The organism is Streptomyces sp. 3211.6 (assembly GCF_003634815.1).
GTDB lineage: Bacteria > Actinomycetota > Actinomycetes > Streptomycetales > Streptomycetaceae > Streptomyces > Streptomyces katrae_A.
Map to the genome: position 1 here is coordinate 4,431,901 of NZ_RBXC01000001.1, position 23,168 is coordinate 4,455,068.

26 protein-coding genes are annotated in these 23,168 nt (G+C 72.9%); 14 read left to right on the forward strand and 12 right to left on the reverse strand.

Going from position 1 to position 23,168, the window contains the following annotated elements; translation table 11 throughout:
- The first annotated feature begins 12 nt into the window (after positions 1 to 12).
- The 3 genes from BX286_RS20540 (at position 13) to groL (ending at position 2,888) form a co-directional block, all read left to right on the forward strand.
- Positions 13 to 291: a ubiquitin-like small modifier protein 1 gene (locus tag BX286_RS20540; protein ID WP_045950714.1), complete on the forward strand. Its 279-nt coding sequence runs from the start codon at positions 13 to 15 to the stop codon at positions 289 to 291.
- Positions 292 to 684: 393 nt separating this feature from the next.
- A complete protein-coding gene (locus tag BX286_RS20545; RefSeq protein ID WP_008743607.1) occupies positions 685 to 891 on the forward strand; it encodes a cold-shock protein in 207 nt (68 codons plus the stop codon).
- 377 nt (positions 892 to 1,268) lie between these two features.
- Positions 1,269 to 2,888, forward strand: a complete 1,620-nt coding sequence (gene groL, locus BX286_RS20550; protein WP_045950713.1) for a chaperonin GroEL — start codon at positions 1,269 to 1,271, stop codon at positions 2,886 to 2,888.
- Between the two features lie 78 nt (positions 2,889 to 2,966).
- Here the strand turns inward: groL and BX286_RS37485 are convergent, their stop codons facing one another.
- The 3 genes from BX286_RS37485 to BX286_RS20565 all read right to left on the reverse strand — a co-directional run bounded on the left by BX286_RS37485 (position 2,967) and on the right by BX286_RS20565 (position 5,262).
- Positions 2,967 to 3,218 (reverse strand): Uma2 family endonuclease, encoded by a 252-nt coding sequence (locus BX286_RS37485; RefSeq protein ID WP_261993477.1) that lies wholly within the window; start codon positions 3,216 to 3,218, stop codon positions 2,967 to 2,969.
- 210 nt (positions 3,219 to 3,428) lie between these two features.
- Positions 3,429 to 4,436 (reverse strand): hypothetical protein, encoded by a 1,008-nt coding sequence (locus BX286_RS20560; RefSeq protein WP_079429054.1) that lies wholly within the window; start codon positions 4,434 to 4,436, stop codon positions 3,429 to 3,431.
- A 253-nt stretch (positions 4,437 to 4,689) separates the two neighbouring features.
- Positions 4,690 to 5,262: a Uma2 family endonuclease gene (locus tag BX286_RS20565; RefSeq protein WP_121017700.1), complete on the reverse strand. Its 573-nt coding sequence runs from the start codon at positions 5,260 to 5,262 to the stop codon at positions 4,690 to 4,692.
- A 138-nt stretch (positions 5,263 to 5,400) separates the two neighbouring features.
- On the opposite strand from BX286_RS20565, the gene BX286_RS20570 reads away from it, so the two are divergent.
- The 3 genes from BX286_RS20570 to BX286_RS20580 are packed head-to-tail and all read left to right on the forward strand — an operon-like array spanning position 5,401 to position 7,885.
- Positions 5,401 to 6,018, forward strand: coding sequence for a phosphoribosylanthranilate isomerase (locus tag BX286_RS20570; protein ID WP_121015788.1), 618 nt, complete (start codon positions 5,401 to 5,403; stop codon positions 6,016 to 6,018).
- A 42-nt stretch (positions 6,019 to 6,060) separates the two neighbouring features.
- Positions 6,061 to 6,801, forward strand: a complete 741-nt coding sequence (locus BX286_RS20575) for a beta-glucanase (protein ID WP_261993478.1) — start codon at positions 6,061 to 6,063, stop codon at positions 6,799 to 6,801.
- Between the two features lie 52 nt (positions 6,802 to 6,853).
- Positions 6,854 to 7,885, forward strand: coding sequence for a hypothetical protein (locus BX286_RS20580; protein WP_121015791.1), 1,032 nt, complete (start codon positions 6,854 to 6,856; stop codon positions 7,883 to 7,885).
- 19 nt (positions 7,886 to 7,904) lie between these two features.
- Here BX286_RS20580 and BX286_RS20585 read toward each other — a convergent pair whose 3' ends face one another.
- Both BX286_RS20585 and BX286_RS20590 read right to left on the reverse strand, forming a co-directional pair.
- A complete protein-coding gene (locus BX286_RS20585; protein WP_121015794.1) occupies positions 7,905 to 8,216 on the reverse strand; it encodes a DUF397 domain-containing protein in 312 nt (103 codons plus the stop codon).
- Positions 8,200 to 9,033: a helix-turn-helix transcriptional regulator gene (locus BX286_RS20590; RefSeq protein WP_121015797.1), complete on the reverse strand. Its 834-nt coding sequence runs from the start codon at positions 9,031 to 9,033 to the stop codon at positions 8,200 to 8,202. Before BX286_RS20590 ends, BX286_RS20585 begins: the two co-directional genes overlap by 17 nt.
- A 114-nt stretch (positions 9,034 to 9,147) precedes the next feature.
- Here BX286_RS20590 and BX286_RS20595 point away from each other — a divergent pair, with 114 nt between their 5' ends.
- Both BX286_RS20595 and BX286_RS20600 read left to right on the forward strand, forming a co-directional pair.
- Complete coding sequence (locus tag BX286_RS20595; RefSeq protein ID WP_079429060.1) at positions 9,148 to 9,366, forward strand: hypothetical protein; 219 nt, start codon at positions 9,148 to 9,150, stop codon at positions 9,364 to 9,366.
- Positions 9,363 to 10,052, forward strand: coding sequence for a hypothetical protein (locus tag BX286_RS20600; RefSeq protein ID WP_237293006.1), 690 nt, complete (start codon positions 9,363 to 9,365; stop codon positions 10,050 to 10,052). Before BX286_RS20595 ends, BX286_RS20600 begins: the two co-directional genes overlap by 4 nt.
- A 100-nt stretch (positions 10,053 to 10,152) precedes the next feature.
- On the opposite strand, the gene BX286_RS20605 is transcribed toward BX286_RS20600, so the two are convergent.
- From BX286_RS20605 to murQ, 3 genes are all read right to left on the reverse strand, one after another.
- Positions 10,153 to 10,731: a Uma2 family endonuclease gene (locus BX286_RS20605; protein WP_079429061.1), complete on the reverse strand. Its 579-nt coding sequence runs from the start codon at positions 10,729 to 10,731 to the stop codon at positions 10,153 to 10,155.
- A gap of 503 nt (positions 10,732 to 11,234) precedes the next feature.
- Positions 11,235 to 12,704, reverse strand: coding sequence for a PTS transporter subunit EIIC (locus BX286_RS20610; protein ID WP_079429062.1), 1,470 nt, complete (start codon positions 12,702 to 12,704; stop codon positions 11,235 to 11,237).
- A 34-nt stretch (positions 12,705 to 12,738) separates the two neighbouring features.
- Positions 12,739 to 13,677: an N-acetylmuramic acid 6-phosphate etherase gene (gene murQ / locus BX286_RS20615; RefSeq protein ID WP_079429063.1), complete on the reverse strand. Its 939-nt coding sequence runs from the start codon at positions 13,675 to 13,677 to the stop codon at positions 12,739 to 12,741.
- Between the two features lie 148 nt (positions 13,678 to 13,825).
- Here murQ and BX286_RS20620 point away from each other — a divergent pair, with 148 nt between their 5' ends.
- Both BX286_RS20620 and BX286_RS20625 read left to right on the forward strand, forming a co-directional pair.
- The gene (locus BX286_RS20620) at positions 13,826 to 14,203 is read left to right on the forward strand and encodes a hypothetical protein (protein ID WP_079429064.1); all 378 of its coding nucleotides are present in this window, start codon (positions 13,826 to 13,828) and stop codon (positions 14,201 to 14,203) included.
- A 7-nt stretch (positions 14,204 to 14,210) separates the two neighbouring features.
- Positions 14,211 to 14,480, forward strand: a complete 270-nt coding sequence (locus tag BX286_RS20625) for a DUF4031 domain-containing protein (RefSeq protein WP_079429065.1) — start codon at positions 14,211 to 14,213, stop codon at positions 14,478 to 14,480.
- A gap of 10 nt (positions 14,481 to 14,490) precedes the next feature.
- On the opposite strand, the gene BX286_RS20630 is transcribed toward BX286_RS20625, so the two are convergent.
- On the reverse strand, positions 14,491 to 15,714 hold the full coding sequence (locus BX286_RS20630) for a Cmx/CmrA family chloramphenicol efflux MFS transporter (protein WP_100863192.1): 1,224 nt from the start codon (positions 15,712 to 15,714) through the stop codon (positions 14,491 to 14,493).
- A 93-nt stretch (positions 15,715 to 15,807) separates the two neighbouring features.
- On the reverse strand, positions 15,808 to 16,470 hold the full coding sequence (locus BX286_RS20635) for a hypothetical protein (protein ID WP_121015800.1): 663 nt from the start codon (positions 16,468 to 16,470) through the stop codon (positions 15,808 to 15,810).
- A gap of 109 nt (positions 16,471 to 16,579) precedes the next feature.
- Between BX286_RS20635 and BX286_RS20640 the strand changes: the two genes are divergently transcribed.
- Positions 16,580 to 17,266: a copper homeostasis protein CutC gene (locus tag BX286_RS20640; protein ID WP_121015803.1), complete on the forward strand. Its 687-nt coding sequence runs from the start codon at positions 16,580 to 16,582 to the stop codon at positions 17,264 to 17,266.
- A 215-nt stretch (positions 17,267 to 17,481) separates the two neighbouring features.
- On the opposite strand, the gene BX286_RS20645 is transcribed toward BX286_RS20640, so the two are convergent.
- Positions 17,482 to 19,593: a HelD family protein gene (locus BX286_RS20645; RefSeq protein WP_398898738.1), complete on the reverse strand. Its 2,112-nt coding sequence runs from the start codon at positions 19,591 to 19,593 to the stop codon at positions 17,482 to 17,484.
- 273 nt (positions 19,594 to 19,866) lie between these two features.
- Positions 19,867 to 20,433: a TetR/AcrR family transcriptional regulator gene (locus BX286_RS20650; RefSeq protein WP_079429070.1), complete on the reverse strand. Its 567-nt coding sequence runs from the start codon at positions 20,431 to 20,433 to the stop codon at positions 19,867 to 19,869.
- A gap of 111 nt (positions 20,434 to 20,544) precedes the next feature.
- Here BX286_RS20650 and BX286_RS20655 point away from each other — a divergent pair, with 111 nt between their 5' ends.
- The 3 genes from BX286_RS20655 to BX286_RS20665 all read left to right on the forward strand — a co-directional run bounded on the left by BX286_RS20655 (position 20,545) and on the right by BX286_RS20665 (position 23,073).
- Positions 20,545 to 22,014: an MFS transporter gene (locus BX286_RS20655; RefSeq protein ID WP_079429071.1), complete on the forward strand. Its 1,470-nt coding sequence runs from the start codon at positions 20,545 to 20,547 to the stop codon at positions 22,012 to 22,014.
- Between the two features lie 66 nt (positions 22,015 to 22,080).
- Entirely contained in the window at positions 22,081 to 22,734 is a 654-nt protein-coding gene (locus tag BX286_RS20660; protein ID WP_079429072.1) for a CatB-related O-acetyltransferase, read from the forward strand.
- 153 nt (positions 22,735 to 22,887) lie between these two features.
- A complete protein-coding gene (locus BX286_RS20665) occupies positions 22,888 to 23,073 on the forward strand; it encodes a hypothetical protein (RefSeq protein WP_079429073.1) in 186 nt (61 codons plus the stop codon).
- The last annotated feature ends 95 nt before the right edge of the window (positions 23,074 to 23,168 follow it).

Sequence of the window (23,168 nt, forward strand, 5' to 3'; positions counted from 1 at the left end):
GGCGGTAGCGCCATGAGCGTCAACGTCCGCATCCCCACCATCCTGCGCACCTACACCGGTGGCGCCGCCGAGGTCCCGGCCGAGGGCGCGACCCTGGCCGAGGTGATCGACTCCCTGGAGGCGAACCACCCGGGCATCGCCGCGCGCGTCCTGGACGACCAGGGCAAGCTGCGCCGCTTCGTGAACGTGTACGTCAACGACGACGACGTGCGCTTCGAGGGCGGCCTGCAGACGGCGACGCCGGACGGCGCCGGCGTGTCGATCATCCCGGCCGTCGCGGGCGGCTGCTGAGCCGTCTGACGCCCCACGGAATCAGAATTGCCCCCTCCGCTAAAAGCGGAGGGGGCAATTCTGCTTGATTGGGCGCGGTAGAGTTGGGGAAGTCCCCTCCGTTGTTCTTGCCCGCCGCATATGAGCGGGCCGCGAGAGGGTTGACATTGAGTCAACATGCGCGTGCCTTTTGGGGCATTGGTGCGGCTTGTCTGGCCCGACTTGCCCGGGAATAGGCCAAATTTTCAGTCCATTTCCACGTTTGCGCGTGTCCAGATTTCTCGTCGGAATGACCTGTTGCAGACAGCAGCGGTGCAGATACATTCAGCCCCGGTCGAGGCGTTCCGGCGCAAGTTCTGACCCGGGTCCGCGAAGTGCGGACCTGCGCAAGGGCCAGTAATAGGGGAGTTAGGCATGGCTCAGGGCACCGTCAAGTGGTTCAACGCGGAGAAGGGCTACGGCTTCATCGCGGTCGACGGTGGTGCGGATGTGTTCGTCCACTACAGCGCCATCCAGATGGACGGGTACCGCACCCTTGAAGAGGGTCAGCGGGTCGAGTTCGAGATCTCGCAGGGCCAGAAGGGTCCGCAGGCTGACATGGTCAAGCTCGCGGCCGGCTGAGTCGAAGCGCGATCGGCCACCGACGCACGCACCAACACGTGAGGGGCCCACATCCCGGACGGGATGCGGGCCCCTCACGTATGTGCGGCATGCCGGCGCGGCGCGGCGCGACGCGCGCGCCGGCCCGACGTGCGCCCGGCATGTCTCGAAGCCGCTTGCACTCGTGGGGGCCGAGTGCTAATCATTGGCGTTAGCACTCTCCGGGTGAGAGTGCTACAAGACGAGGACCGGGTCGGTGAGGCCCGCAGGGTCCGGCGGGAAGGAACCGCCGGGCCGGCAGGCCGTCCGTCGCGGGCGCGGGCGCGGTCCGGAGCAATCCACCCTCCCCTGACGTCTGGCGGCGTAGGGGGAACCCCAGTCCTGGAGGACCACTTCAGATGGCCAAGATCATTTCGTTCAACGAGGAGGCCCGGCGCGGTCTCGAGCGTGGCATGAACCAGCTCGCCGACGCCGTCAAGGTCACCCTTGGCCCCAAGGGTCGCAACGTCGTCCTTGAGAAGAAGTGGGGTGCACCCACGATCACCAACGACGGCGTCTCCATCGCCAAGGAGATCGAGCTCGAGGACCCGTACGAGAAGATCGGCGCCGAGCTGGTCAAGGAAGTCGCCAAGAAGACGGACGACGTCGCCGGCGACGGTACGACCACCGCCACCGTCCTCGCCCAGGCGCTCGTCCGCGAGGGTCTGCGCAACGTGGCCGCCGGCGCCAACCCGATGGCCCTCAAGCGTGGTATCGAGAAGGCCGTCGAGGCCGTCTCCGCCGCCCTGCTCGCCCAGGCCAAGGATGTCGAGACCAAGGAGCAGATCGCTTCCACGGCCTCCATCTCCGCCGCCGACACCCAGATCGGCGAGCTCATCGCCGAGGCCATGGACAAGGTCGGCAAGGAAGGCGTCATCACCGTCGAGGAGTCCCAGACCTTCGGTCTGGAGCTGGAGCTCACCGAGGGCATGCGCTTCGACAAGGGCTACATCTCGGCGTACTTCGCCACCGACATGGAGCGTATGGAGGCGTCCCTCGACGACCCGTACATCCTGATCGTCAACTCCAAGATCGGCTCGGTCAAGGACCTGCTGCCGCTCCTGGAGAAGGTCATGCAGTCCGGCAAGCCGCTGCTGATCATCGCCGAGGACGTCGAGGGCGAGGCCCTGTCGACCCTGGTCGTCAACAAGATCCGCGGCACCTTCAAGTCCGTTGCCGTCAAGGCCCCGGGCTTCGGCGACCGCCGCAAGGCCATGCTCGGCGACATCGCCATCCTCACGGGCGGCACGGTCATCTCCGAGGAGGTCGGCCTCAAGCTGGAGAACGCCGGTCTCGACCTGCTCGGCCGCGCCCGCAAGGTCGTCATCACCAAGGACGAGACCACCATCGTCGACGGTGCCGGTGACAGCGACCAGGTCCAGGGCCGCGTCAACCAGATCCGCGCCGAGATCGAGAACTCCGACTCGGACTACGACCGCGAGAAGCTCCAGGAGCGCCTCGCGAAGCTGGCCGGCGGCGTGGCCGTCATCAAGGCCGGTGCCGCGACCGAGGTCGAGCTCAAGGAGCGCAAGCACCGCATCGAGGACGCCGTGCGCAACGCGAAGGCGGCCGTCGAAGAGGGCATCGTCGCCGGCGGTGGCGTGGCCCTGCTCCAGGCCTCCTCGGTCTTCGAGAAGCTGGAGCTCACCGGTGACGAGGCGACCGGCGCCAACGCCGTGAAGCTCGCGCTGGAGGCCCCGCTGAAGCAGATCGCCGTCAACGGTGGTCTCGAGGGCGGCGTCGTCGTGGAGAAGGTGCGCAACCTGGCCGTCGGCCACGGTCTGAACGCCGCCACGGGCGAGTACGTCGACATGATCGCCGAGGGCATCATCGACCCGGCGAAGGTCACGCGCTCCGCGCTGCAGAACGCCGCGTCCATCGCCGCGCTCTTCCTGACCACCGAGGCCGTCATCGCCGACAAGCCGGAGAAGGCCGCCGCCGCTCCGGGCGGCATGCCGGGCGGTGACATGGACTTCTGATCGGCCCCCGGCTGATCGGCTGTTCTCGAACGAGGGCGGCACCCCTTCCTTGCGGAGGGGGTGCCGCCCTCGGGCGTTTCAGTGGGCGTAGTCCTTGAGCTTCTCGGTGTCCAACGTGATCCCCACGGGGGCGGGCAGCGTGACCGTCTTTCCGTGGGCATAGGACACGGACCGCCGGTACATGCCGTCCTCGGGGTCGCTGTGGACGGTGAGCATGTCCTCGTCCCGGTCGATGACCAGGCACACGGGGATGCCCACCTGGGCGTACGCGGCGCGTTTGTCGCGCCGGTCACGCCGGTCGGCGTCGGGGTGGAAGGACGTGACCTCCACGACCATCAGGGTCCCGGCGGGATCCGCCCACTCGCCGTCCTGGGCGGCGTAGTGGTCGTACTTCGAGCGTGACCGTCTCGGGTGCGCGGCGGGTCAGCGTCTCGAAGTCCTTCAGCGACATCTGGGCGTGTGCGGCGGTGCGGGGGGTCATGGCGTCGCCTCCTCGACACCATGGTGCCCGGGTTCGGCGCCGTCGGAGCGGGGGACTGGTCATCGGCGGTTCCCTTCGCGGATACGGGCCGCGTGGGCGCGGACCTCGGCCGGGGTGAGGGTCGGGGTGAAGACGGGCGGGCGGGGGCCTTGCGGGCGGCAGGCGCGGCAGCGGCCTTCGGCGAAGGCGCCGGGCGGGCCGGGCGCGCGGCATTCGGCGCACTCGGCGCGGACCGGGGGTGCGGGGGCCGCTGCCGGGGCCGGGCCGGGTGGTGCGGCGGGGAGTTTGGACTCCAGGCGCTTGCGGACCAGGGCCGCCGGGTGGTGGACCACGGGCGGCAGCCCGGCGGTGAGGGCGAGCCGGATGCGGTCGGGGGTGACGCCCCGGGCCAGCCAGGGCACGAGGAGCGGGGCGAGGGCCGTGCAGTCGGCCTTGGAGAGCGCGAGGGCGGGGGCGGTGCGGCCGAGCGAGGCGAGGATGCCGTACGCGTCTTGCCCGGCGGGGGCGAGGGCCGGTGGCGGGTCGCTCGGCGGGGTCGGGGCCGGGGCCTGGGCCTGTGGCGTCGGCCGGGGTGGGGGTACCCGTGGGGCGGGCGCCGATGGCGGTGGCGGGGCCTGTGTTGTCGGCGGGGACGGGGGCGGGGCCGGGGCCGGGGGTACCTGTGGGGGTGGTGGTGGGGCGGTGGGTGCGGGGGAATCCCTCTGGGTGAACCGGGCCCACCAGGCGCCGTCGCGGGGGGTGCGGGAGAAGAAGGTGCGGGTGACCCACCGGGTGGCCTCGCCGGGCAGCCGCTGGCGTACGCGGTGCAGGTGCCCGGCGGTGGCCAGCCGGTTGAGGGCGGTGCGCAGTGCGCACTGGCCCCACAGGGGCAGGACGGCCGCGAGGGTCTTCACGCTGATGTCGGCGCCGTCCGGCAGGCGGTCGAGGTACCCGGCGACGGCCGCCTCCCGGGCCGGGAGGTGCGCGAAGTCGCGGGCGGTACGGGGCGCTTGCTCCGGTGCGGCGATTTTGCCGTAGCCGGGCTTGGCGAGGGGGTGCGGGGCAGCACTAAGGTGGCTGTCATCCATGGGATCGACCTTTTCTCGATCTCGATGGTCAGGCCCTCGTGTGGTGTTGGCGCACCAGCGGGGGCCGTTTTCGTTTCCAGCCGCAAGGTAGGGCCTGATGGCCCTGTGTGGCAAGCCGGTCACGGATCGTCATCCGGCCTGGTATGGGAGCCGGTTGGGAGGGTGGTGGGTGGTGGTGGGCTCCGCCCACCACCCATTCCACAGACAAAGCGCTCGGACTCTCGCGGCTTGAGCCTCGGGCGTTTCGGCGACCTCAGAAACCGGTGGTGTCGAGGGAAAGGTCGAACGGTTCCGGGATGGGCAAGGCCTCGCCGAAGGCGACGGTCTTGCGGGACCGGTAGCCCTGCGGGGAGGGGTCGGAGAAGCAGGTGATCTCCGAGTCCTGCATGTCGACCACCAGGTAGACGGGGACGATCCGGCCGTACACGTCCAGCTTCTCCTTCCAGTCGGCGTCCCTGGTCGAAACTGACGTGAATTCGCCGACGAGCGAGAGGGCCCCTCCGTCCGCATGGCGGCCTTCCTCGTCGAAGGCCGACTCGTCCGTGACGAACAGGTCGGGCCCGTAGGCGCGCTTGGCCGCCGGAAACCGGAAAAGGAAGGGGGCGATGTCCGCGACGTGCCCCTCAGGGGCATGAGCCTGCAGCTGCTCGCGCAGCGCACGCATGCAACGGTAGTAGCGGAGCCGCGAAAACGGTGACACGACGATCTTCCCCCGGATGAGCTCGGCCTTGAAGCCGTCTGGCGTGTCCATCTCCGCAACGGCGCGCAGGAGCGTCTCGAACGTTGGCAGCGCCGCATGTTCTATCGGTGTGGCCCGCTCGGTCATGATCGTCACCGTCGTCCTCCGCGTGGCGTGCTGCGCACTGGCTGTGATGCTCGTTCCAGGCTAGTGGCGGGCGAGCGGTTCCGCCCGGTCCCCGAGACGGGTCACCGTCGAACGGGTGGCTTTTGGTTCACTGAAGGCATGAGCGAGCTCTTCGTGAAGATCTGCGGGCTGAAGACCCCCGAGGACGTCGACGTGGCCGTCGCCGCCGGGGCCGACGCCGTCGGGTTCGTCCTCGCGCCCGGCAGCCCCCGCACCGTCACCGCGGCGCTCGCGCGCGAGCTCGGAGCTCGGGTGCCGGACCGGGTGCTCACCGTCGGGGTGTTCCGGGGGCAGCCGCTGGAGGAGGTGCGTCGGCTCGCCGAGGAGAGCGGCGTGCGCGGGGTGCAGCTGCACGGCGACGAGCCCGCCGCGTACTACGAGGCGCTGCGCGCGCCCGGCCGGACCCTGCTGCGGGCCACCGCCGAGCACGTCGCGCGGTGCGGTGAGTACGGCGAGGACCTGCTGCTGATCGACGCCCCGGACCCCGGCTCCGGCAAGCCCTGGAACTGGGGGTCCGCGCAGTTCAAGGCCCCGGAGGGGCGCTGGCTGCTGGCCGGCGGGCTCGGCCCGGGCAACGTCCGCGAGGCGGTCCGGGCCACCGGCGCCTGGGGGGTGGACGTCTCCAGCGGGGTCGAGCGGGAGCGCGGAGTGAAGTCCCCCGAACTGATCCGGGCCTTCATCCACGCCGCCACGCAATCATACGATTACTCTGAGTGAGAACACGCGGATGCCGGGCCGTACGGCGGGCAGGACACCCGTATGGAATCGGACACCTCCGGATGGCTGCGCCGTCTGACCCGCCGCCTCGTCCCCTCGGCCGGGGGCGGGGGCCTGCCGGTGTTCACGCCTCGCGGCGCCCCCGTCCTGACCGCGGACTTCACCTCCACCGCCCAATGGGTGGCGGGCCGCTCCTGGGCCTATCCCGACGGCGGCCCGGTCAACCCGGGCGACAACAAGCTCGACCACCTCACCGCCGACCCCGCCTACAGCCGTGGCGGCACCTTCCGCGCCACCCGCCGCCCCGACGGGAACTGGGACACCGGGCTGCTCACCACCGAGGGCAGCGACGAGGGCTTCATGGTCCGCACCGGTGACGTCCTGGAGGCCCGCGTCCGGCTGCCCGCCGAGACGGGGGCCTGGCCCGCGATCTGGACCTGGCGCGACGGCGGCCAGGAGATCGACGTCTTCGAGTACCACCCCGACAACCCGGACCTGCTCGAACTCTCCAACCACGTCCGCGAGGCCCACCGCTACCACCGCGACCCGGCCGTCCGGCCCGGGGCCTGGATCGACCTCAGGGTCGAGTTCGGCAAGCGGTCCGTCGTCTGGTGGGTCAACGGCGCCCGCGTCTTCTCCGACGGGCGGGGCGTGGGCCGCGGGTGGCGCGCGTACCTCATCGTCAACCTGTCGGTCTCCGCCGGCCGGTACCACCCGGCCCCGGACCCGGAGCAGACGGAGATGTCCTACGAGGTCTCGGAGCTGCGCGTCTACCGGCCCTGAGCCCCCGCCGGCTCCCCGGGCGGCGGCCGGTCCGGCGCCCGATAATGGGTCCGTGGACTCGCCGCGGAAGCCCAGGGCGAAGACGGGCCCGGCGTTCTGGCCGTTCGGCGCACGGGCGGCCGTACTCCTGGCCCCCCTGCTGCTGGTCGTGCTGGTGGTGGTCTGGGCCGCCGCCCGCACGGTGCTGGGCCTGGCCTCCGTACCGGCCGGGTGGGTCCTGCTCGGCATCGTCGGCCTGAGCCTGCTGCCCGTCCTGCTGCTGGTCCTGAGCAGCGCCGCGGCGGGCGGCGGGACGGTCGGGCTCGGCGCCGCCAAGACGGCCCTCAGCGCGGCCGCGGCCGCGCGGCGCGGGCTCGTGGTGCCCCGGAACGTGGCCCCGCAGCCGGCCGTTTCCCCGGCCGACGCGGGCGGAGCCGGGGCCGTCGCCTCCCTGCGGAGCCTGCGCGGCGCCGAGGTGGCCGTCGTGGACCTGGAGGACGGCCACGCCTGGTGGCAGCACCGGCTGTTGCTGCTGTGCGCCGCAGCCGCCCGGCTCGGCCGCCCCCCGGTCGTCGTCTTCACCGCCCAGCGCCAGGGCAGGCCGGGCCAGTTCATCGGCTGGGCCCGCCCGTCCGACCTCCTCGAACGCCTCCAGGAGGCCGACCCGGCCCTGCGCAAGGCGTACCTGGAGGCCTCCGGCCAGGCCGCCGGGGTCCGCCTCGCCGAAGCGTCGGGGCCGGCACCGTCGGCGCGGCTGATGAAGGAGCTCGGCCTGGAGGGCATGCGCGGCCTGACCCACCCGCCGCCGCGCGACGCCCTCAACCCCTTCCTGGAGGAACAGCTACTGGCCCGTGCGGTGAGCGGGTTCGACGCCCTGCCCCACGAGCTCGACGTCCCCCAGCTGGAGCAGCTGTTCACCCCGGTCCTGCACACGACGGCCCTGGAGCACAGCGCCGACGACGCGGCCTGGCTGCGGGCGGCCCTGCGCGACGAGGGCGAGTACATCGCCTTCACGGACTCGGGCCGCTACACGGGGATCGTGCCGGGCGCCGCCGTGCCCCGTGCGGCGCTGCTGGCCCTGCTCCCGCCGGACGCGGGGGCGTAGCCGGTCCGTTTGCCGCGGGTCAGAGCGTGGCGAGGAAGGCGGCCCAGGCCGGCGCGCGGAACACCACGTGCGGGCCGTCCGGGACCTTGGAGTCCCGGACGGGGACGACGTCGGTGTGCGCGTCACAGACCTCGACGCAGTCGCCGCCCGTGCCGTCGCTGTGGGTGGACTTCCGCCAGGTGGCCATCTCCAGGCAGTTGCCGCCGTCACCAGCGCTGTAGCTGGACTTGTGCCAGGTGGCCATCTCCAGGCAGTCGCCGCCGTCGCCACCGCTGTAGCTGGACTTGTGCCAGGTCGCCGCTGACAGGTCGTACTCAGGAATGTTGGGCATGTGCGTATTCCTCCGCCGCGGACTCGATCAGGGCCAGTGAGTCGGTTGGTGACAGCGCACTGGCCGTGAGCAGATCGTAGGTCAGAGCATGACGGGCGACTGTGGCCGGATCATCCAACAGCAGCCCTGTTCCGTTGCCTTGAAGGTAGGCGAGAGGTGGAGCGCTCTCAAAGGCCATCAGCTTGACCGGCCCCATGAGGGCGGCGTGGGCGCCCGCGCTGAACGGGATTACCTGGACGATGATCCTCCGCGCCCGAATCAGCGCCGCGATGTGGTGCAGGGCGTCGGCCATCACCTCAGGACCGCCCACGACCCGTCGGAGTACCGCCTCGTCGAGTACGCACCACAACAGGGGCGTTGCTGGGTCGGCGAGGAGCTTGGCGCGCTCCAGTCGGGCCTCGGTCAGCTCGTCGATGACGTGTTCCGGCGCGGTCGGCTGGTAGGCGCGGAAGATCTCCCGTGCGTACGCCTCCCGCTGGAGCAGGCCCGGGATGACCAGGGGCGCGTACTCCCGGATGGCCAGGGCCTCAGCCTCGGCCTCTGCGGCCGCCACGAAGTGGTCGGGGTACTTGGACTTGCCCTGCTTCGCGCAGTTGCGGACGAAGAATCCGCCGGTCCTCAGGATCTCGTCTATCGCGTTGGCGAGTTCGAGCGTGATGCGGCGCGTGCCCGCTTCCATCTGGCCCACGTACGACCCGCTCACGAACAGCTTCTCGCCCAGTCCGGCCTGGCTCATGGCGGCGCGCTCGCGGGCTACGCGGAGTTCGGCGCCGAGGAGGGCGCGGGGTGAGGAGGGGTCGAGGTTCTTTCCTGGCATGACAACTCCCGGTCCAACAGGTGCGGTTGCTGCGGTGGCCCACTTGAAGGCTAGCCGGGGTGCGACCACTCTGTGTAGGGGAGTTGAATACTCAGAGTAGAAAGGTGACATGTCATGGTGCTCACGCCCCAGGAGCGGATGCAGGCGGCCGAAGAGGCTGTGCGGCAGCTGAGGGAGTCCCTGGCGGGGGTCGGGGTCACGTTCCCCTCGCTGGACGTGGACGGGATCTCGGCGGCGGGGACGTACGGGCTGCCCCTCGTGGACCTCGGCCGCTGCAACCTGGACACCGCCCTCCGGCTGGCCGCCGTCCTGCACGGGCGGGCCGGCGCGTGAGCGATCCGGTGGACGCGGCTCAGTTCGCCTTCGAGCTCGGATGGAAGCTGCGCGGCCTGGAGGCGGCCCTCGGCGAGGGCGGCGGCGCGTGGCGGCGCAAGGGGGCGGGGCTTGCCGTGCGGGCGTGGCGTGACGCGGACGCCGGGCTGTGGACGGCCGTCGGGGACGACGGGGAGCGGCGCGAGGCGCGGACCGCCGGGACGGCGGACGAGGCGACCGCCCTCGTGCACGAGGCCTTCGGGCTCACCGCCTGGCGGCCGCAGCCGCCTCCGCCGCCGGGGTGGCACCGGTTCACACTGGTCCACAGGCCTGTGGACGACTGCCCGGCGCCCGACGACCCGCGCTACGCCCGACTGCGGGCGCGGCCCCCCGAGGGGTGCGTGGCCGAGGAGGCCGACGGGTGCTTCGCGCTGCGCTGCGAGCGGCCGGGGGCGCGGCTGCTGGACGCGGTGGCCGCGACCTGCGCGGAGGTGCGGGACGGGTACGGGCTGCTGCTGGCGGACCTCGGCGTGGCGCGGCCGCAGGAGTGGGCGGCGGACGGCACCGACGGCTGGGGCGCGGAGGCCGTGGGACAGCTGCTGCTGATGGCGGCCGAGCGGGGGCCGAAGCTGGGGTACTCGGTGGAGGACCTGGCCGGGTTCCTGCGGGCCGCGGCCGGGGCCGGGGCGGTGAGGGGGCAGGGCTGACGGAGCGGCCGGTGACCGTCCCCGCTCCTAGGGCGGCCGCACGCCGATCGCACGCACCGAACGACCCGGCCTGATCCGGCGCGAATTGTCAGACAGGCCCCTAGCGGACGAAGTCCTTCAGGGACTCGGTGTTGAGGGTGATGCCGACCGGGGCCGGGATCTTGACGGTGGTCCCGTACGGGAAGGAGGCGCTCCGGTGGTACGCGCCGGTGCCGGGATCGCTGTGGACGGTCACCGCGCAGGTGTCGCGGTCGATGAGGAGGTAGACGGGGATGCCGGCGGCCGCGTACCCGTCCCGCTTCTCGTTGCGGTCTCGCCGGTCGGTGTCACCGTCGTGGGAGGTCACCTCCAGCACCATCAGCACGCCGGTCGGATCGGCCCACTCGCCCGTACCGGCGAACGTGCCGACCGGCGCCAGTACGCCGTCGGGCCGGGCCCGGCCCGAGCGGTACTTCTCGACGGCCAGCCCCCGTTCCGGGTACAGGGCCAGTTCCGGGCGCTGCTGCATGCAGTGCCGCAGTACCCACATGACGATCTCGTCGTGGTCGCCGTCAGGCACGGGCTTGACCTCAAGCTTTCCCTGGATGAACTCAAGGGTTACCGTCTCGGGCGCCGTGCGGGCGATCTGTTCGAACTCCTCGACCGTCATCTGCGGGTGCTCGGCGAAGCTGGGGGTCATGGTGTCGCCTCCTCGACACCATGCTGCCCCGTGGGCCCACTTCCGGATCGACTGAATCGTCATACGCGGCTCCGTTCGGGTGCGGATGCCGCACAGGCTAGGGGCATATGCCAGAGCGCAATGGCCCGAAGACGTTCGGTTAGCCCGATGGTGTGAGTGTGCGTGCCCTCCCCGCGACGCACGCCGTCAGCCTCAGAACGTTCCCCCCGCCGAGGCCGTGCCGTCCGCGGCGACGGACCCGGTCCGGGGTGACGCCGGCCCGGGCGGCGACGACGGCCAGGGCGGCGGCGGCCACGGGCAGGGCCCGGGCGGGACGGTTGCGCATGGCCCGAGGCCACCACGCGCGGCCGGGCCGGTGAACGAGGTCCGGGGTGTGGCGGGGGCACGGGGAACGCACCGGCCGTGCGCCCCCGGTGTGGTGGCGGGCCGTACGGGTTGATCATGCCCGGGCCACCGCGTCCGCGCGGCCGGCCCCGCCCGCCGTCGGTGCACGGGAGGCGGGGTCAGGCCAGCGCCGGTTCCTTCGCCTGGGCGGTGGGGGGTGCCTGCGGGCCGGGGTCGGTGTTGAGCTCGTCGAGCATCCGGCGGGTGAAGCCGAAGAAGTACGTCGCCGCGAAGCCGGCCAGGTAGCCGACCACCAGACCGCCCGCGTAGACGGCGAGGGTCGCGCCCGTGCCGGACGTGCCCTTCAGCAGCGGGAACAGGGCCCAGCCCGAGGGGCCGATGGCCGTCGAACCGAAGGCGACGCCCAGCTGGTTGAACAGGCCGATGAACGCCCCGCCGGCCGCGCCGCCGGCGCAGGCCGTGACGAACGGGCGGCCCAGCGGCAGGGAGACCCCGTAGATCAGCGGCTCCCCGACGCCCAGCAGACCGGCCGGGAGCGCGGAGCGGATCGTGGCGCGCAGCGAGGCGTTGCGCGGCAGGCGGGCGTAGACGGCCAGGGCCGCGCCGACCTGCCCGGCGCCCGCCATCGCGAGGATCGGCAGCAGGACGGTGTAGCCGGACTGTTCGATGAGGGTGGTGTGGATGGGGATCAGGGCCTGGTGCAGGCCGAGCATCACCAGGGGCAGGAAGAGGCCGCCCAGCACCAGCCCGGCGAAGGCGCCGCCGGTGGCGAGGAGGCGGTCGGCGAAGGTGCCGATGCCGGCGGAGACCGCGCCCGCGACGAACATCAGGCCGTAGAGGGTGACCAGGCCGGGGACGAGCACCGTGAGGGTGGGGGTGACCAGCACGTCCAGGGCCTGGGGGACCCGGCGGCGGCACCACCGCTCCACGCGGACCGCTAGGAGGGCGGCGGCGAGGGCGCCCAGGACCCCGCCCTGGCCGGGGGAGAGGTGCTGCCCGAAGGCGTCGGTCTTCGCGACGCCGGGGAAGACGATCACCGCCGCGACGGCCCCGCCGAGTACGGGCGTACCGCCGAACTCCTTGGCGGTGTTGTGGCCGACGAACACGGCGATCAGGGCCATGAACCCCGAGCCGATCGCCGCCAGGGCCGGGACCAGGGCCGAGGCCCAGCCGAGGTTGGCGAGGAGCCCGCCGAGGCCCGCGATGATCCCGCAGCCGATGAGGGCGGGGATCAGCGGGACGAAGACGTTCGCGACGCGCCGCAGGAACTGCTTGAAGGGGGTGGCGTTGCGCGCCGTGCGGGCCTCCTTCAGGGCCGCGCCCCGGGCGGCCAGCGCGTCGGCGGTGACCGGCGCCGGCGGTGTGCGCCCTTCGGCGACCAGGGCCTCGAACTCCGAGGTGACCCGGGCGACCGCGCCCGGGCCGAGCACGATCTGGTACGTCTCGTCGTCCTCGACCACGCCCAGCACCCCGGGTACGGCCCTGAGCCCCGGGCCGTCGACGAGGGAGCGGTCGTGCAGGCCGATCCGCAGGCGGGTCATGCAGTGCGCGACGGAGCCGATGTTGTCCGGGCCGCCGACCAGGGGCAGGATCGCGGCGGCGGTGGCGCGGTTCTTGTCAGTGGTCATGGGTGCGTCGCCTTGCTGTGGGGGAGCCGGAGGGTCAGCGGACGGCGGCGAGTGCCTCGCGGAGGTGGCCGTGCGCGGCGGTGAGCAGGCCGGCGGCGGTGGGGGCGTCCACCCCGCCGAGGAGGACGAGGATCGCGTTCTTGACCTCGCCGCCGGTGGCGGTCAGCGCGGCCTCGATCTCCGCGTCGGGTGCGCCGGTGGCCAGGGCGACGATGCGGCGCGAGCGGGCGCGCAGCTTCTCGTTGGTGGCGCGGACGTCGACCATCAGGTTCCCGTACGTCTTGCCGAGGCGGATCATCGTCACCGTCGAGAGCAGGTTCAGGACGAGTTTCTGTGCCGTGCCCGCCTTCAGCCGGGTGGAGCCGGTGAGCAGCTCGGGGCCCACGACGACCTCGATGCCGTGGTCGGCGGCCGCGGCGAGGGCGGAGCCGGCGTTGCAGGACAGCCCGACGGTGAGCGCGCCGCGCGTGCGGGCGAACTCGACGGCGCCGATCGCGTAGGGGGTGCGGCCAGAGGCGGAGACGCCGACGACGGTGTCGTCGGCGGTCAGGGCGAGGGCGGTGAGGTCGTCGGCGGCCAGTTCCCGGGAGTCCTCGGCGCCCTCGACGGCCTTGGTCATGGCGCCGGGGCCGCCCGCGATCAGGCCGACGACCTGCGCCGGGTCGGTGTTGAAGGTGGGCGGGCACTCGCTGGCGTCCAGGACGCCGAGCCGGCCGGCGGTCCCCGCGCCCGCGTAGACGAGCCGGCCGCCGCGGGCCATCCGCTCGGCGATCGCGTCGACGGCGGCGGCGATCGGCTCCAGCTGCGCGGCGACGGCGGCCGGGACGGTGGCGTCCTCGGCGTTCATCAGCCGGGCGATCTCCAGGGTCGGCAGCCGGTCGATCTCGGCCAGCTCGGGGCGGAAGGCCTCGGTGGTGAGGGTGTCGAGCTGGGCACGGAGGTCGGCGTGGGCGGTCTCGGCGTGGGCGGTCATGGGCGGGGCTCCTGCGGGCGGGGCGCGGCGGCCAGGGCGGTCCGGTGGGAGCCATGGTGCACCGGCGGGGACCGGTCGGCGGGGCGCCGGGCCGGGTGCGGGAGGGATCCCCTCCCCTTTTGGGGCGGTGAGGGGTCAAAATGAGCCCATGGACCACGCGACCCCCCTGGAACAGGCGCTGCATGTCGCCCGCGCACTGGTTCTCGCCGACCTCGCCGCCGGTGAGGTCGCCGATGCCGACGTCGTCTCCCTCGTCGAGGACTCGGTCACGCACCGCCGCTGGTGGGTGGAGCAGTGGCCGGAGGGGGTCGCCTACCTTGCCGGACTCGTCGCGCAGGACGTGAAGGACGCCCTGCTGGAGAAGTACGGGCGCTGGCCGCTGTGCCCGGTGTGCGAGCACGGGGAGCCGCACGCGCTGGACGTGGAGCCGGAGCTTGGGCCCGATCCGCACTGGGTGTGCTCGGAGGCCGGTGTGAAGGTGGCGGCGGTGGGCGGTCTCGGCCCCGTCTTCCACCCGGGCCGGTGAGCCGCCGGTGACGGTGTACATCGACCCGCCGGTGTGGCCGGGGCACGGCCGCCTGTGGTCGCACATGGTCAGCGACGTCTCGTTCGAGGAGCTGCACGCCTTCGCGGCGTCGATCGGCTGCCCGCCGCGCGCCTTCGAACGGGACCACTACGACGTGCCGTCGCACCGGTACGCGGACGCGGTGGCGGCGGGGGCGTTGGAGATAGGCAGCAAGGAACTCGTCCGCCGCCTGACGGAGGCGGGCCTGCGGAGGCCCAAGGGGCGGCCGGTGGCGTAGGCGGCCCCCGCTACCGGCCGGCCGGTTCCGTTTCGGCCGGGGCCGGGGCGGCGCCCGAACCGTTGACCACCCGGGTCGCACCGACCCCCGTACGGCGGTCCACGCGCAGGGCCACGAGGGTCAGGGCGATCGCCGTGACCGTCATCGCCGCGCCCGCCCAGGCGGTGGCGGGGTAGCCGTAGCCCGCGTCGATGACCGTGCCGCCGAGCCAGGGGCCGCCGGTGTTGCCGAGGTTGAACGCGGCGGTGGTGGTCGCGCCGGCCAGGGTGGGGGCGGCGCCGGCGACGTTGAACATGCGGGCGTTGAGGGCGGGGGCGGTGAAGAACGCCGAGACGCCGAGGAGGAAGGACAGCGCGACGGCCGCTACCTGGACCGAGGCCAGCAGGGCGAGGGCCGCGAGGAAGGCGGTGGAGGCGGTGATGCCCCAGAGCATCACCGCGAAGAGGCGGCCGTCCGCGATGCGTCCGCCGACGGTGGTGCCGGCCAGCGCGCCGACGCCGAAGAGGGCCAGGACCCACGGCACCCATGCCGAGTCCAGTCCGGCCACCTCCGTGAGCACCGGTGACAGGTAGCTGAAGGCGCAGAACACGCCGCCGGCGGCGAGGGCGGTGACGGCGACGGCGAGCCAGACCTGGCGGTCGGCGTAGATGCTCAGCTCGCGGCGCAGGCGGGGCCTCTCGGCGGGCAGCGGGATCTTCGGGATGAGCGCCAGGATGCCGGCGAGGGCGATGGCGGAGGCGGCGCCGACGGACCAGAACGCGGAACGCCAGCCGAGCTGCTCGCCGAGGAAGGCGCCGGCGGGGACGCCGAGGACGTTGGCGATGGAGAGGCCGCCGATCATGACGGACATGGCGCGGGCGCGCTGGTCCTTGCCGACCATGGCGATGGCGACGGCCGCGCCGACGGCCCAGAACCCGGCGCAGGCGAAGGCCGAGACGATGCGGGAGGCGAAGAGGAACCCGTAGGAGGGGGCCAGTGCGCCCGCGACCTGGCCGAGGCCGAAGAGGCTGATGAGCGTGATGAGGGTGGTGCGGCGCGGGAGGCGAAGGGTGGCGACGGCCAGCAGCGGCGCCCCGACGACCATGCCGATCGCGAAGGCGGATATGAGCAGGCCCGCCTGCGGGATGGAGACGCCCATGTCCTCGGCGATGGGCGGCAGGAGCCCGGACAGCATGAACTCGCTGGTGCCGAGGGCGAAGACGGACAGGCCGAGGACGTATACGGCGACGGGCATGCGGGACGGGGCGTTCGTTGAGGCTGCGGGCATGCTTCTCACGAACCGGAAGGAAGCGGGGCGCATTCCCGGCGGGGTGTGGGGTGTGTCAGGTCACGGGGTCAGGGTGGCGAGTTCGGCGGCGAGGTTGCGGCGGGCGGGGGCCTCCCAGTGGGCGGCGCCGTGCGGGGTGCGGTAGAGGCGGGGCAGGCCGAGGAGCTGGCGCAGGACGGCGGCGCGGCCGGTGCGGAAGGCCTCGTCCGGGACGAAGGCGTACTCGGCGCGGACGGCGGTGGCGTAGGCGGCGTACGCGTCGGGGTCGCCGGCGAGGACGGCGAGGTCGGCGTCGCAGAGGGCCTCGCCGTTGGTGTCGCCGGGGGCCGGGTCGTGGGTGACGGTGAGCCGGACCAGGCGGGCCACTTCGGCGGTGCGGGCGGAGTCGACGCCGAGCTCGGGGAGGGCGCGCTCGGCGAGGGCGGCGCTGCGCTCCTCGTTCTCGGAGCGGTCGGGGCGGTAGACGGCGTCGTGGAACCAGGCGGCGAGCTCGACGGCGGTGGGGTCGGCGGCGTGCCCGGCGAGCACGTCGACGCGCGCGAGGACGTCGGCCAGGTGGGTGGTGGTGTGGTAGCGGCGCTGCGGCTCCGCCCAGGCGGCGAGGAGGCGGTCCGCGTAGGGGGCGGGGTCCTGGTCGGCGCCCGCCGCGGCGGCGGTGGCGGCCCAGCGGCGGCGGAGTGCGTCCGTGTGGGTGTCCGTGTCGGCGCCCGTGTGGGTGTCCATGCGGACATTGTGCGGGTGGCGCGATCGTGCTGGTGGTGGGTGGGCCGGGGACCGTACCCTTGATATTGGACTAGACCTATTTTCCCTATGTTCCGAAGGATGGGATCACATGAGCAACCGTGCGCTCCTGGAGGTGATCGCCCTCGACGCGGAGGACGCGGTCGCCGCCCAGGCGGGTGGGGCGGACCGACTCGAACTGGTCACCGACATGGCCGCCGACGGGCTCACCCCGTCGCGCGAGACCTTCGCGGCGATCCGCTCCTCGGTCGACATCCCGCTGCGCGTGATGCTCCGTCTGACGGACGGGTTCGCGGCGGGTGACGTCGCCGGGCTGGCCAGGGCGGCGCGGGAGTTGCGGGCGGAGGGGGCGGAGGAGTTCGTCCTCGGGTTCCTGCACCCGGACGGCAGCCCCGACCTGGCGGCCGTCGAGGCGGTCCTGGCGGAGATCGACGGCTGCCGCTGGACCTTCCACCGCGCGATCGACCGCGCGGCGGACCGGGACGGGCTGCGCAAGGCGCTGGCCGACCTGCCGGGGCTGGACACGTACCTGACGGCCGGCTCGGCGGCCGGGGTCCCCGAGGGGCTGCCGGTCCTCCTGGCGGAGGCCGCGCGGCGGGGCGAGCCGGGGTACGGGGCGCGGCTGCTGGTGGGCGGCGGGCTGACGCTGGAGCACGTGCCGGTGCTGAGGGAGGCGGGCATCGACGGCTTCCACATCGGCGGCGCGGCCCGTCCCTCCGGGTGGGACCGGCCGGTCTCCGCGGCGGCCGTCGCGCAGTGGCGGGCCGCCCTGGGGTAGCGGCTGCGGGGGGCCCGCTGCGCGGTGCCGCTCCCCGCCCCGCCCTTCCCCGTTCCCCGGACTCCGCCCGGACCCCCCGGTGCGCTGCGCGCCCGCTCCAGCGGCATTGCGCGGCCCCGCCCGGGACAGCGGCATTGCGCGTCCCCGCCCGGGGCCCTTCCCGGCGGTGGCCGGAGGAGTCGAGGCGCGGGGTGAGGGGGCCGGCCCCGGCCCGGCTACGCCAGGGCCGCCGGCAGGGGGGCCGTGTGGAGGGTTGTGAGGGCTGAGACGGCTCGGGTGAGGCAGACGTACAGGCGGCGCAGGCCCGTTCGTTCGTCCGGTTCGCCGTCCACGATTGCCGCCGGCTCGTCCAGGACGACGTAGTCGTACTCCAGGCCCTTCGCGAGCGACGCCGGGACGAGCGTCAGGCGCGACTGGGCCGTCGTCTCCTCGCCCGGCGCCAGGTACGGCATCCCCGCCGCCAGCAGCGCCTCCCCCAGCAGCGGGATCCGTGCGTCGGCCGCGATCAGCCCGACCGACCCCTCGTGGGCGAGGAAGGCGCGGCACGCGGCGATCACGTCACCCGTCAGGTCCTCCGAGGCGGACACCGTCAGCGACCCCGGGGTCTCGCGCACCGACGAGACCTCAGCCAGCCCCGGCGCGATCGACGGCAGCAGCCGCGACGCGTACGCGATCACCTCGCGCGGCACGCGGAAGCCCGCCGTCAGCTCCTCCAGCACCGCCCCCGGCTTCCCCAGGTGCGCCAGCGCCTCGGTCCAACTGCGCGTGGCCCACGGGGTCGTGCCCTGCGCGAGGTCGCCCAGTACCGTCGCCGAGCCCGTCGTGCAGCGCCGCCCCACCGCCCGGTACTGCATCGGGGACAGGTCCTGCGCCTCGTCGAGGACGACGTGCCCGAGCGAGTGCGTCCGCTCCACCAGGTCGGCGGCCTCGTCGACGAGGACCAGGTCGGCCGCCGACCACTTCGCCGACTTCACGCTCCGGAACGGCTTCGGCCACAGCAGCAGTTTCTGCTCCTCGTCCGTGAGGACGCCCTCGGCGTGCTCCGCCAGGAACTCCGGGTCGGACAGGAGGCGCAGGACCAGCTTCGCCGGTTCGACGGCCGGCCAGATCGCCTTGACCGCCGCCTTCACCGCCGCGTTGCGGGCCACCGCGTCCTGCACCCGGTCGTCCGGGGCCTCGCCCGCCTGCTCCATGCGGACGAGGACGGCGTGCGCGATCCGCTGCGGCAGCGCGTCGCGGGCCGCGCCGTAGCGGATGTCACGGTTCTGGAGCTCGGTGACGATCTCCTCCAGCTCGTACGCCGGCACCCGCCAGCGGCGCGAACCGCGGACCACCATCAGCGGTTCGGCGGGCATGGTGACGTGCGCGCGGACCGCGCGGCGCAGTACCTCCGCCATCCGGGCGTCGCCCTTGACCACGGCGGTCTCGGCGGCGTCCGTGCCGCGCACCTCCAGGCCGGGGCGGGCGACGAGGTCGTCCACCGTGGCCTGCTGGACCTCCAGCTCGCCCAGGGCCGGCAGGACCTGCTCGATGTAGTGCAGGAAGGAACGGTTCGGCCCGATGACGAGCGTGCCGGTGCGGGCCAGCCGCTCGCGGTGCGCGTACAGCAGGTACGCGACACGGTGCAGGCCGACGGCCGTCTTCCCGGTGCCGGGGCCGCCCTGGACGCAGACCGAGCCGGACAGGCCGGAGCGGACGATCTCGTCCTGCTCGGGCTGGATCGTCGCGACGATGTCGCGCATCGGGCCGACGCGGGGGCGCTCGATCTCCTGCTGGAGCAGCCTGCTGGTGGTGGCGGCCTCGGCCGGGTCGGAGAGGTGTTCGTCCTCGTAGGCGGTGAGGTCGCCGGCGGTGTAACCGAAGCGGCGGCGCAGGGCGATGTCCTGCGGGTCGGCCTTGGAGGCGCGGTAGAAGGGCTGGGAGACGGGCGCGCGCCAGTCGATGACCATGGGGTCGCCGTCGGCGTCGTGGACGTGGCGGCGGCCGATGTAGAACTGCTCGCCCGCCGCGCCCTCGGCGAGGTCGGCGCCCGGGGCGTGGAGGTAGTCGAGGCGGCCGAAGAACAGCGGGGTGTGCGCGAGGTCGGCGAGGGCCTTGATGCGCTCGTCGATCTGGGCCTGGAGGACGACGGCGTTGACCCAGTTCGCGGTGACGTCGCGGATGTCGAGGGCCTCGACGTCCTCGCGCATCGCGCGCAGGGCGGCCCGGGAGGCGGCCAGGTGGGCCCGCTCGCGGCCGAGGAGGGCGGCGGTGTCGGCGCCGCCGACGGCTTCGGCGGGGGCGGGCGCTGCGGCGTCGGGCGTGGTGTCGGGGGCGTGCGCGGGCACGGAACTGCCTCCAGCGGGACGGGTGCGGAACAGAAACCCACCGGTTTCCGGCCGGTGGGCGGCTCTCCCCGGTACGGCGGCGGGAGGCGGCAAGAGCGGAGATTCTAGTCAGCGGGCGCGGGCGGGAGCGAATGGATTTCGCGAACGGATTTCGTGAATGGATTTACGGCACGGAGGTCCCGCGGTGTCCCGCACCCCCACCCGCCACGTGGTCCTCTTCGCACGCCGCTCCGCCGCCGCGTCCGGGGGCTGAACGCGGGACCCGGGCCGAGGTCACAGCAACCGGTCGACCAGCCCGTCGATGTAGTCGGGGGTGAGCGGCACCATGCCGAACAGGACGCGGATGTACATCGGGGCCAGGATGTGGTCCAGGACGTCGAGCGCGTCGGGTGCGTCCTCGCCGCGGTCGCGGGCGCGATCGAGCATGGCCTGCAGCTGGCGGGTGCGTTCGGCGCGGAGTTCGGCGCCGGCCTGCAGGCCCTGTTGACCGCTGCTCGACAGGGCGACGGCCAGGTGCAGCACCGCCGGACCGTCGGATCCGGTGATCTCGCGCGCCACTTGGGCCGCGTAAGTGCGCAGGTCGCCGGCGAGGCTCCCGGTGTCGGGCATCGGCGACTGCGCGTTGAGGCGGGTGAGCGCCACGTCGGTGAGCAGGGTCTCCAGGTTGCCCCACCGGCGGTAGATGCTGCTGTCGGCCACGCCTGCGCGGGCCGCGACCTCGCCGACGGTGAAGTTGCCGTAGCCGCGCGCGCTGATCAGTTCGGTGACGGCCTGGTGTACCTGCGCTCCGACGCGGGCGCTGCGCCCGCCGGGCCGCCGGGCTCGCTGTTGATCGTCCATGCTCTCACCTTAACGCAGTTACCACTTGCGTTTGTGTGGCGATCTCTCCTACAGTCACCTAACGCAGTCAGGGGCTGCGTTAGAGCGCAATCGACGATCGAGGGGGATCCCATGGCGGCACCGCATGTGACCGTAGGCAGTCGATCGAACCGGGCCGTGCTGCTCACGGTGACCTGCCTGGGCCAGTTCATGGTCCTGCTCGACAACACGATCGTCGGGGCGGCACTGCCCGATATGCAGCACCGGCTGCACACTCAGCTGACCGGACTGCAATGGATCGTCGACGCGTACGTACTGCTGGTCGCCATGCTGCTGCTGTCCGGCGGTGTCTTCGCCGACCGGTTCGGCCGCAAGCGGGTGTACCTGAGCGGCGTGGCGGTGTTCACCGCCGCGTCGCTGGTGTGCAGCCTCGCGCCCTCGCTCGGCTGGCTGGTCGCCGGCCGGGTGCTGCAGGGCATCGGGGCCGCGGCGCTGAGCCCCGCCTCGCTCGCCCTGCTCGCCGCCGCGCATCCCGTGCCGCAGGAACGCGTGAAGGCGATCGGGCTGTGGGCCGGATTCAGCGGAATCGGCCTGGCCGCAGGCCCCGTGGCCGGCGGCGTGCTGACGGACGCCTTCGGCTGGCCCGCCATCTTCCTGGTGAACCTGCCGATCGGCGTGGTCCTTCTGCTGGTCGGTCTGCGCACCCTTGAAGAGGCCCGCAATCCGGGCGCCCCCGCGATCGACGTCCCGGGGACGGTGCTGTCCGTTCTGGGGGTGGGGGTGCTGACCTACGCACTGATCGAGGGTGGTGCCCGCGGCTGGACGTCGCCGGTGATCCTGGGCGGCTTCGCCGCCGCGGTGGTCCTGCTCGCCGCCTTCGTCGCCGTCGAAGCGCGTCGCTCCGCCCCGATGCTGCCGCTGCGGCTGTTCCGGCAGCGCCTGTTCACCGTGTCCAACACCGCCATGGTCGTGGTGGGGTTCGCGCTCATGGGTTCGTCGTTCTTCTTCTCCCAGTTCTTCGTGTACGTCCAGGGCAGCTCGATCCTGCGCGCCGGCCTGCAGACCCTGCCGGTATCCCTCGCCATGGTGATCGTCAGCCCGTACGCGGGCCGGCTCGCCGCCCGGTACGGCTTCCGCATCGTGGTCACCGGCGGCCTGGTCCTGGCCGGCCTGGGACTGCTGGCGCTCGGTACGGTGCACGCCGACACCGGCTACGGGAACGTGTGGTGGCGGCTGGGAGCCGTCGGCGCCGGCTTCGCCCTGACCATGTCCCCACTGACGGGAGCGGCCATCCAAGCGGTCAGCCCGCAGGAGGGCGGCCTCGCCTCAGGCATCAGCAGCACCACCCGGCAGATCGGCGCGGTGCTCGGCGTGGCGGTACTCGGAGCCGTCGTCCGCACCCGGCAGTCCGGCGGCGCCTCCTTCGAGACCGGCCTCAACAGCGCCTTCGTCGCGGCCGGCGCCGTCACACTGGCCACCGCCGTGTTCACCGGGCTGTGGTCGGCGAGGTCCAGGGCCGCGGAAGGCTCCGTGGCGACGGGGCGTTCCACCGAGCCAGAAGCGGTCAGCCCCTCGAACGTGGGATCCGCGCACAGCAGTTGACGACAACAAACGCCGGCACCCCCCAGGGTGACGCCCCAGGTCCACCAGAGAGGAACCGCCTCCACCATGCCGCCCGTTCCCGCCGACCCCACCGTGCTCCACCCGATGCCCGGGCATCCGCGCGTGGTTCTGCTCAAGCCCCTGGTGAAGTCCCCGCTGATCGAGGTCGGTGACTTCTCCTACTACGACGATCCGGACGACCCGACCGCGTTCGAGACGCGCAACGTCCTCTACCACTACGGTCCCGAGCGGCTCGTCATCGGCAAGTACTGCGCGCTGGGCACGGGCACCCGGTTCATCATGAACGGCGCCAACCACCGCATGGACGGCCCCTCCACCTTTCCGTTCCCCACCATGGGGGGCTCCTGGGCGGAGCACTTCGACCTCATCACCGGCCTGCCCGGCCGGGGCGACACGGTCGTCGGCAACGACGTCTGGTTCGGCCACGGCGCCACGGTCATGCCCGGTGTCCGCATCGGCCACGGCGCGATCATCGCCGCCGGAGCCGTGGTCACCGGCGACGTCCCCGACTACGGCATCGTCGGCGGCAACCCGGCCCGGCTCATCCGCACCCGCTACGACGCCGCGGACGTCGTCCGGCTCCTCGCCGTGGCCTGGTGGGACTGGCCCCTGTCGCACATCACCCGGCACGTGCGGACGATCATGTCGGGGACCGTCGCCGACCTGGAGGAGGCCGCCGCGCAGACCGGCCGTCCCTGACGCCGCGCCCCCGTCGACCTGCTCGTGGAACGGGCGTCAGACCTTCGGCAGAGCCACTAGGGGAAGCCATGGGACGTGAGGAGGAGGCCGGGGCCGGTGAGGTTGGCTCTCCAGACCGATGTGCGGGACCGGCGGAAAACGCACCATGGATCCATGAGCACCGCAACCTTCACCCCGATCCAGGGCGGCCGCCCTAGCGGCGCCACCGCCACCGCCTCCCAGCACTCCCCCCACCGCGTCGGCGGCGTCCTGCGCGCCGTGAAGGTCTTCGCGGCGGCCGCCATGAGCGTCGCCGTCCTCGGCGAGTACTCCGAGGACGCGGGCGTCGTACGCCGCTGAGCAGACTGCCGGCCACGCCGACGGCCACCCCGCTGACCTGCGGCCCCGGCGCGTGGCCTGATCCCGGCGGGGGGTCCGCGCTGATCCACTAGGGT

What these genes read in the sequence shown, in the direction of transcription:
- BX286_RS20540 (WP_045950714.1), top strand. Translation starts at nt 13, where the DNA reads ATGAGCGTCAACGTCCGCATCCCCACCATCCTGCGCACCTACACCGGT.
- BX286_RS20545 (WP_008743607.1), top strand. Translation starts at nt 685, where the DNA reads ATGGCTCAGGGCACCGTCAAGTGGTTCAACGCGGAGAAGGGCTACGGC.
- groL (WP_045950713.1), top strand. Translation starts at nt 1,269, where the DNA reads ATGGCCAAGATCATTTCGTTCAACGAGGAGGCCCGGCGCGGTCTCGAG.
- BX286_RS20560 (WP_079429054.1), bottom strand. Translation starts at nt 4,436, where the DNA reads ATGGATGACAGCCACCTTAGTGCTGCCCCGCACCCCCTCGCCAAGCCC.
- BX286_RS20565 (WP_121017700.1), bottom strand. Translation starts at nt 5,262, where the DNA reads ATGACCGAGCGGGCCACACCGATAGAACATGCGGCGCTGCCAACGTTC.
- BX286_RS20570 (WP_121015788.1), top strand. Translation starts at nt 5,401, where the DNA reads ATGAGCGAGCTCTTCGTGAAGATCTGCGGGCTGAAGACCCCCGAGGAC.
- BX286_RS20575 (WP_261993478.1), top strand. Translation starts at nt 6,061, where the DNA reads ATGGAATCGGACACCTCCGGATGGCTGCGCCGTCTGACCCGCCGCCTC.
- BX286_RS20585 (WP_121015794.1), bottom strand. Translation starts at nt 8,216, where the DNA reads ATGCCCAACATTCCTGAGTACGACCTGTCAGCGGCGACCTGGCACAAG.
- BX286_RS20590 (WP_121015797.1), bottom strand. Translation starts at nt 9,033, where the DNA reads ATGCCAGGAAAGAACCTCGACCCCTCCTCACCCCGCGCCCTCCTCGGC.
- BX286_RS20595 (WP_079429060.1), top strand. Translation starts at nt 9,148, where the DNA reads ATGGTGCTCACGCCCCAGGAGCGGATGCAGGCGGCCGAAGAGGCTGTG.
- BX286_RS20605 (WP_079429061.1), bottom strand. Translation starts at nt 10,731, where the DNA reads ATGACCCCCAGCTTCGCCGAGCACCCGCAGATGACGGTCGAGGAGTTC.
- BX286_RS20610 (WP_079429062.1), bottom strand. Translation starts at nt 12,704, where the DNA reads ATGACCACTGACAAGAACCGCGCCACCGCCGCCGCGATCCTGCCCCTG.
- murQ (WP_079429063.1), bottom strand. Translation starts at nt 13,677, where the DNA reads ATGACCGCCCACGCCGAGACCGCCCACGCCGACCTCCGTGCCCAGCTC.
- BX286_RS20620 (WP_079429064.1), top strand. Translation starts at nt 13,826, where the DNA reads ATGGACCACGCGACCCCCCTGGAACAGGCGCTGCATGTCGCCCGCGCA.
- BX286_RS20630 (WP_100863192.1), bottom strand. Translation starts at nt 15,714, where the DNA reads ATGCCCGTCGCCGTATACGTCCTCGGCCTGTCCGTCTTCGCCCTCGGC.
- BX286_RS20635 (WP_121015800.1), bottom strand. Translation starts at nt 16,470, where the DNA reads ATGGACACCCACACGGGCGCCGACACGGACACCCACACGGACGCACTC.
- BX286_RS20640 (WP_121015803.1), top strand. Translation starts at nt 16,580, where the DNA reads ATGAGCAACCGTGCGCTCCTGGAGGTGATCGCCCTCGACGCGGAGGAC.
- BX286_RS20650 (WP_079429070.1), bottom strand. Translation starts at nt 20,433, where the DNA reads ATGGACGATCAACAGCGAGCCCGGCGGCCCGGCGGGCGCAGCGCCCGC.
- BX286_RS20655 (WP_079429071.1), top strand. Translation starts at nt 20,545, where the DNA reads ATGGCGGCACCGCATGTGACCGTAGGCAGTCGATCGAACCGGGCCGTG.
- BX286_RS20660 (WP_079429072.1), top strand. Translation starts at nt 22,081, where the DNA reads ATGCCGCCCGTTCCCGCCGACCCCACCGTGCTCCACCCGATGCCCGGG.
- BX286_RS20665 (WP_079429073.1), top strand. Translation starts at nt 22,888, where the DNA reads ATGAGCACCGCAACCTTCACCCCGATCCAGGGCGGCCGCCCTAGCGGC.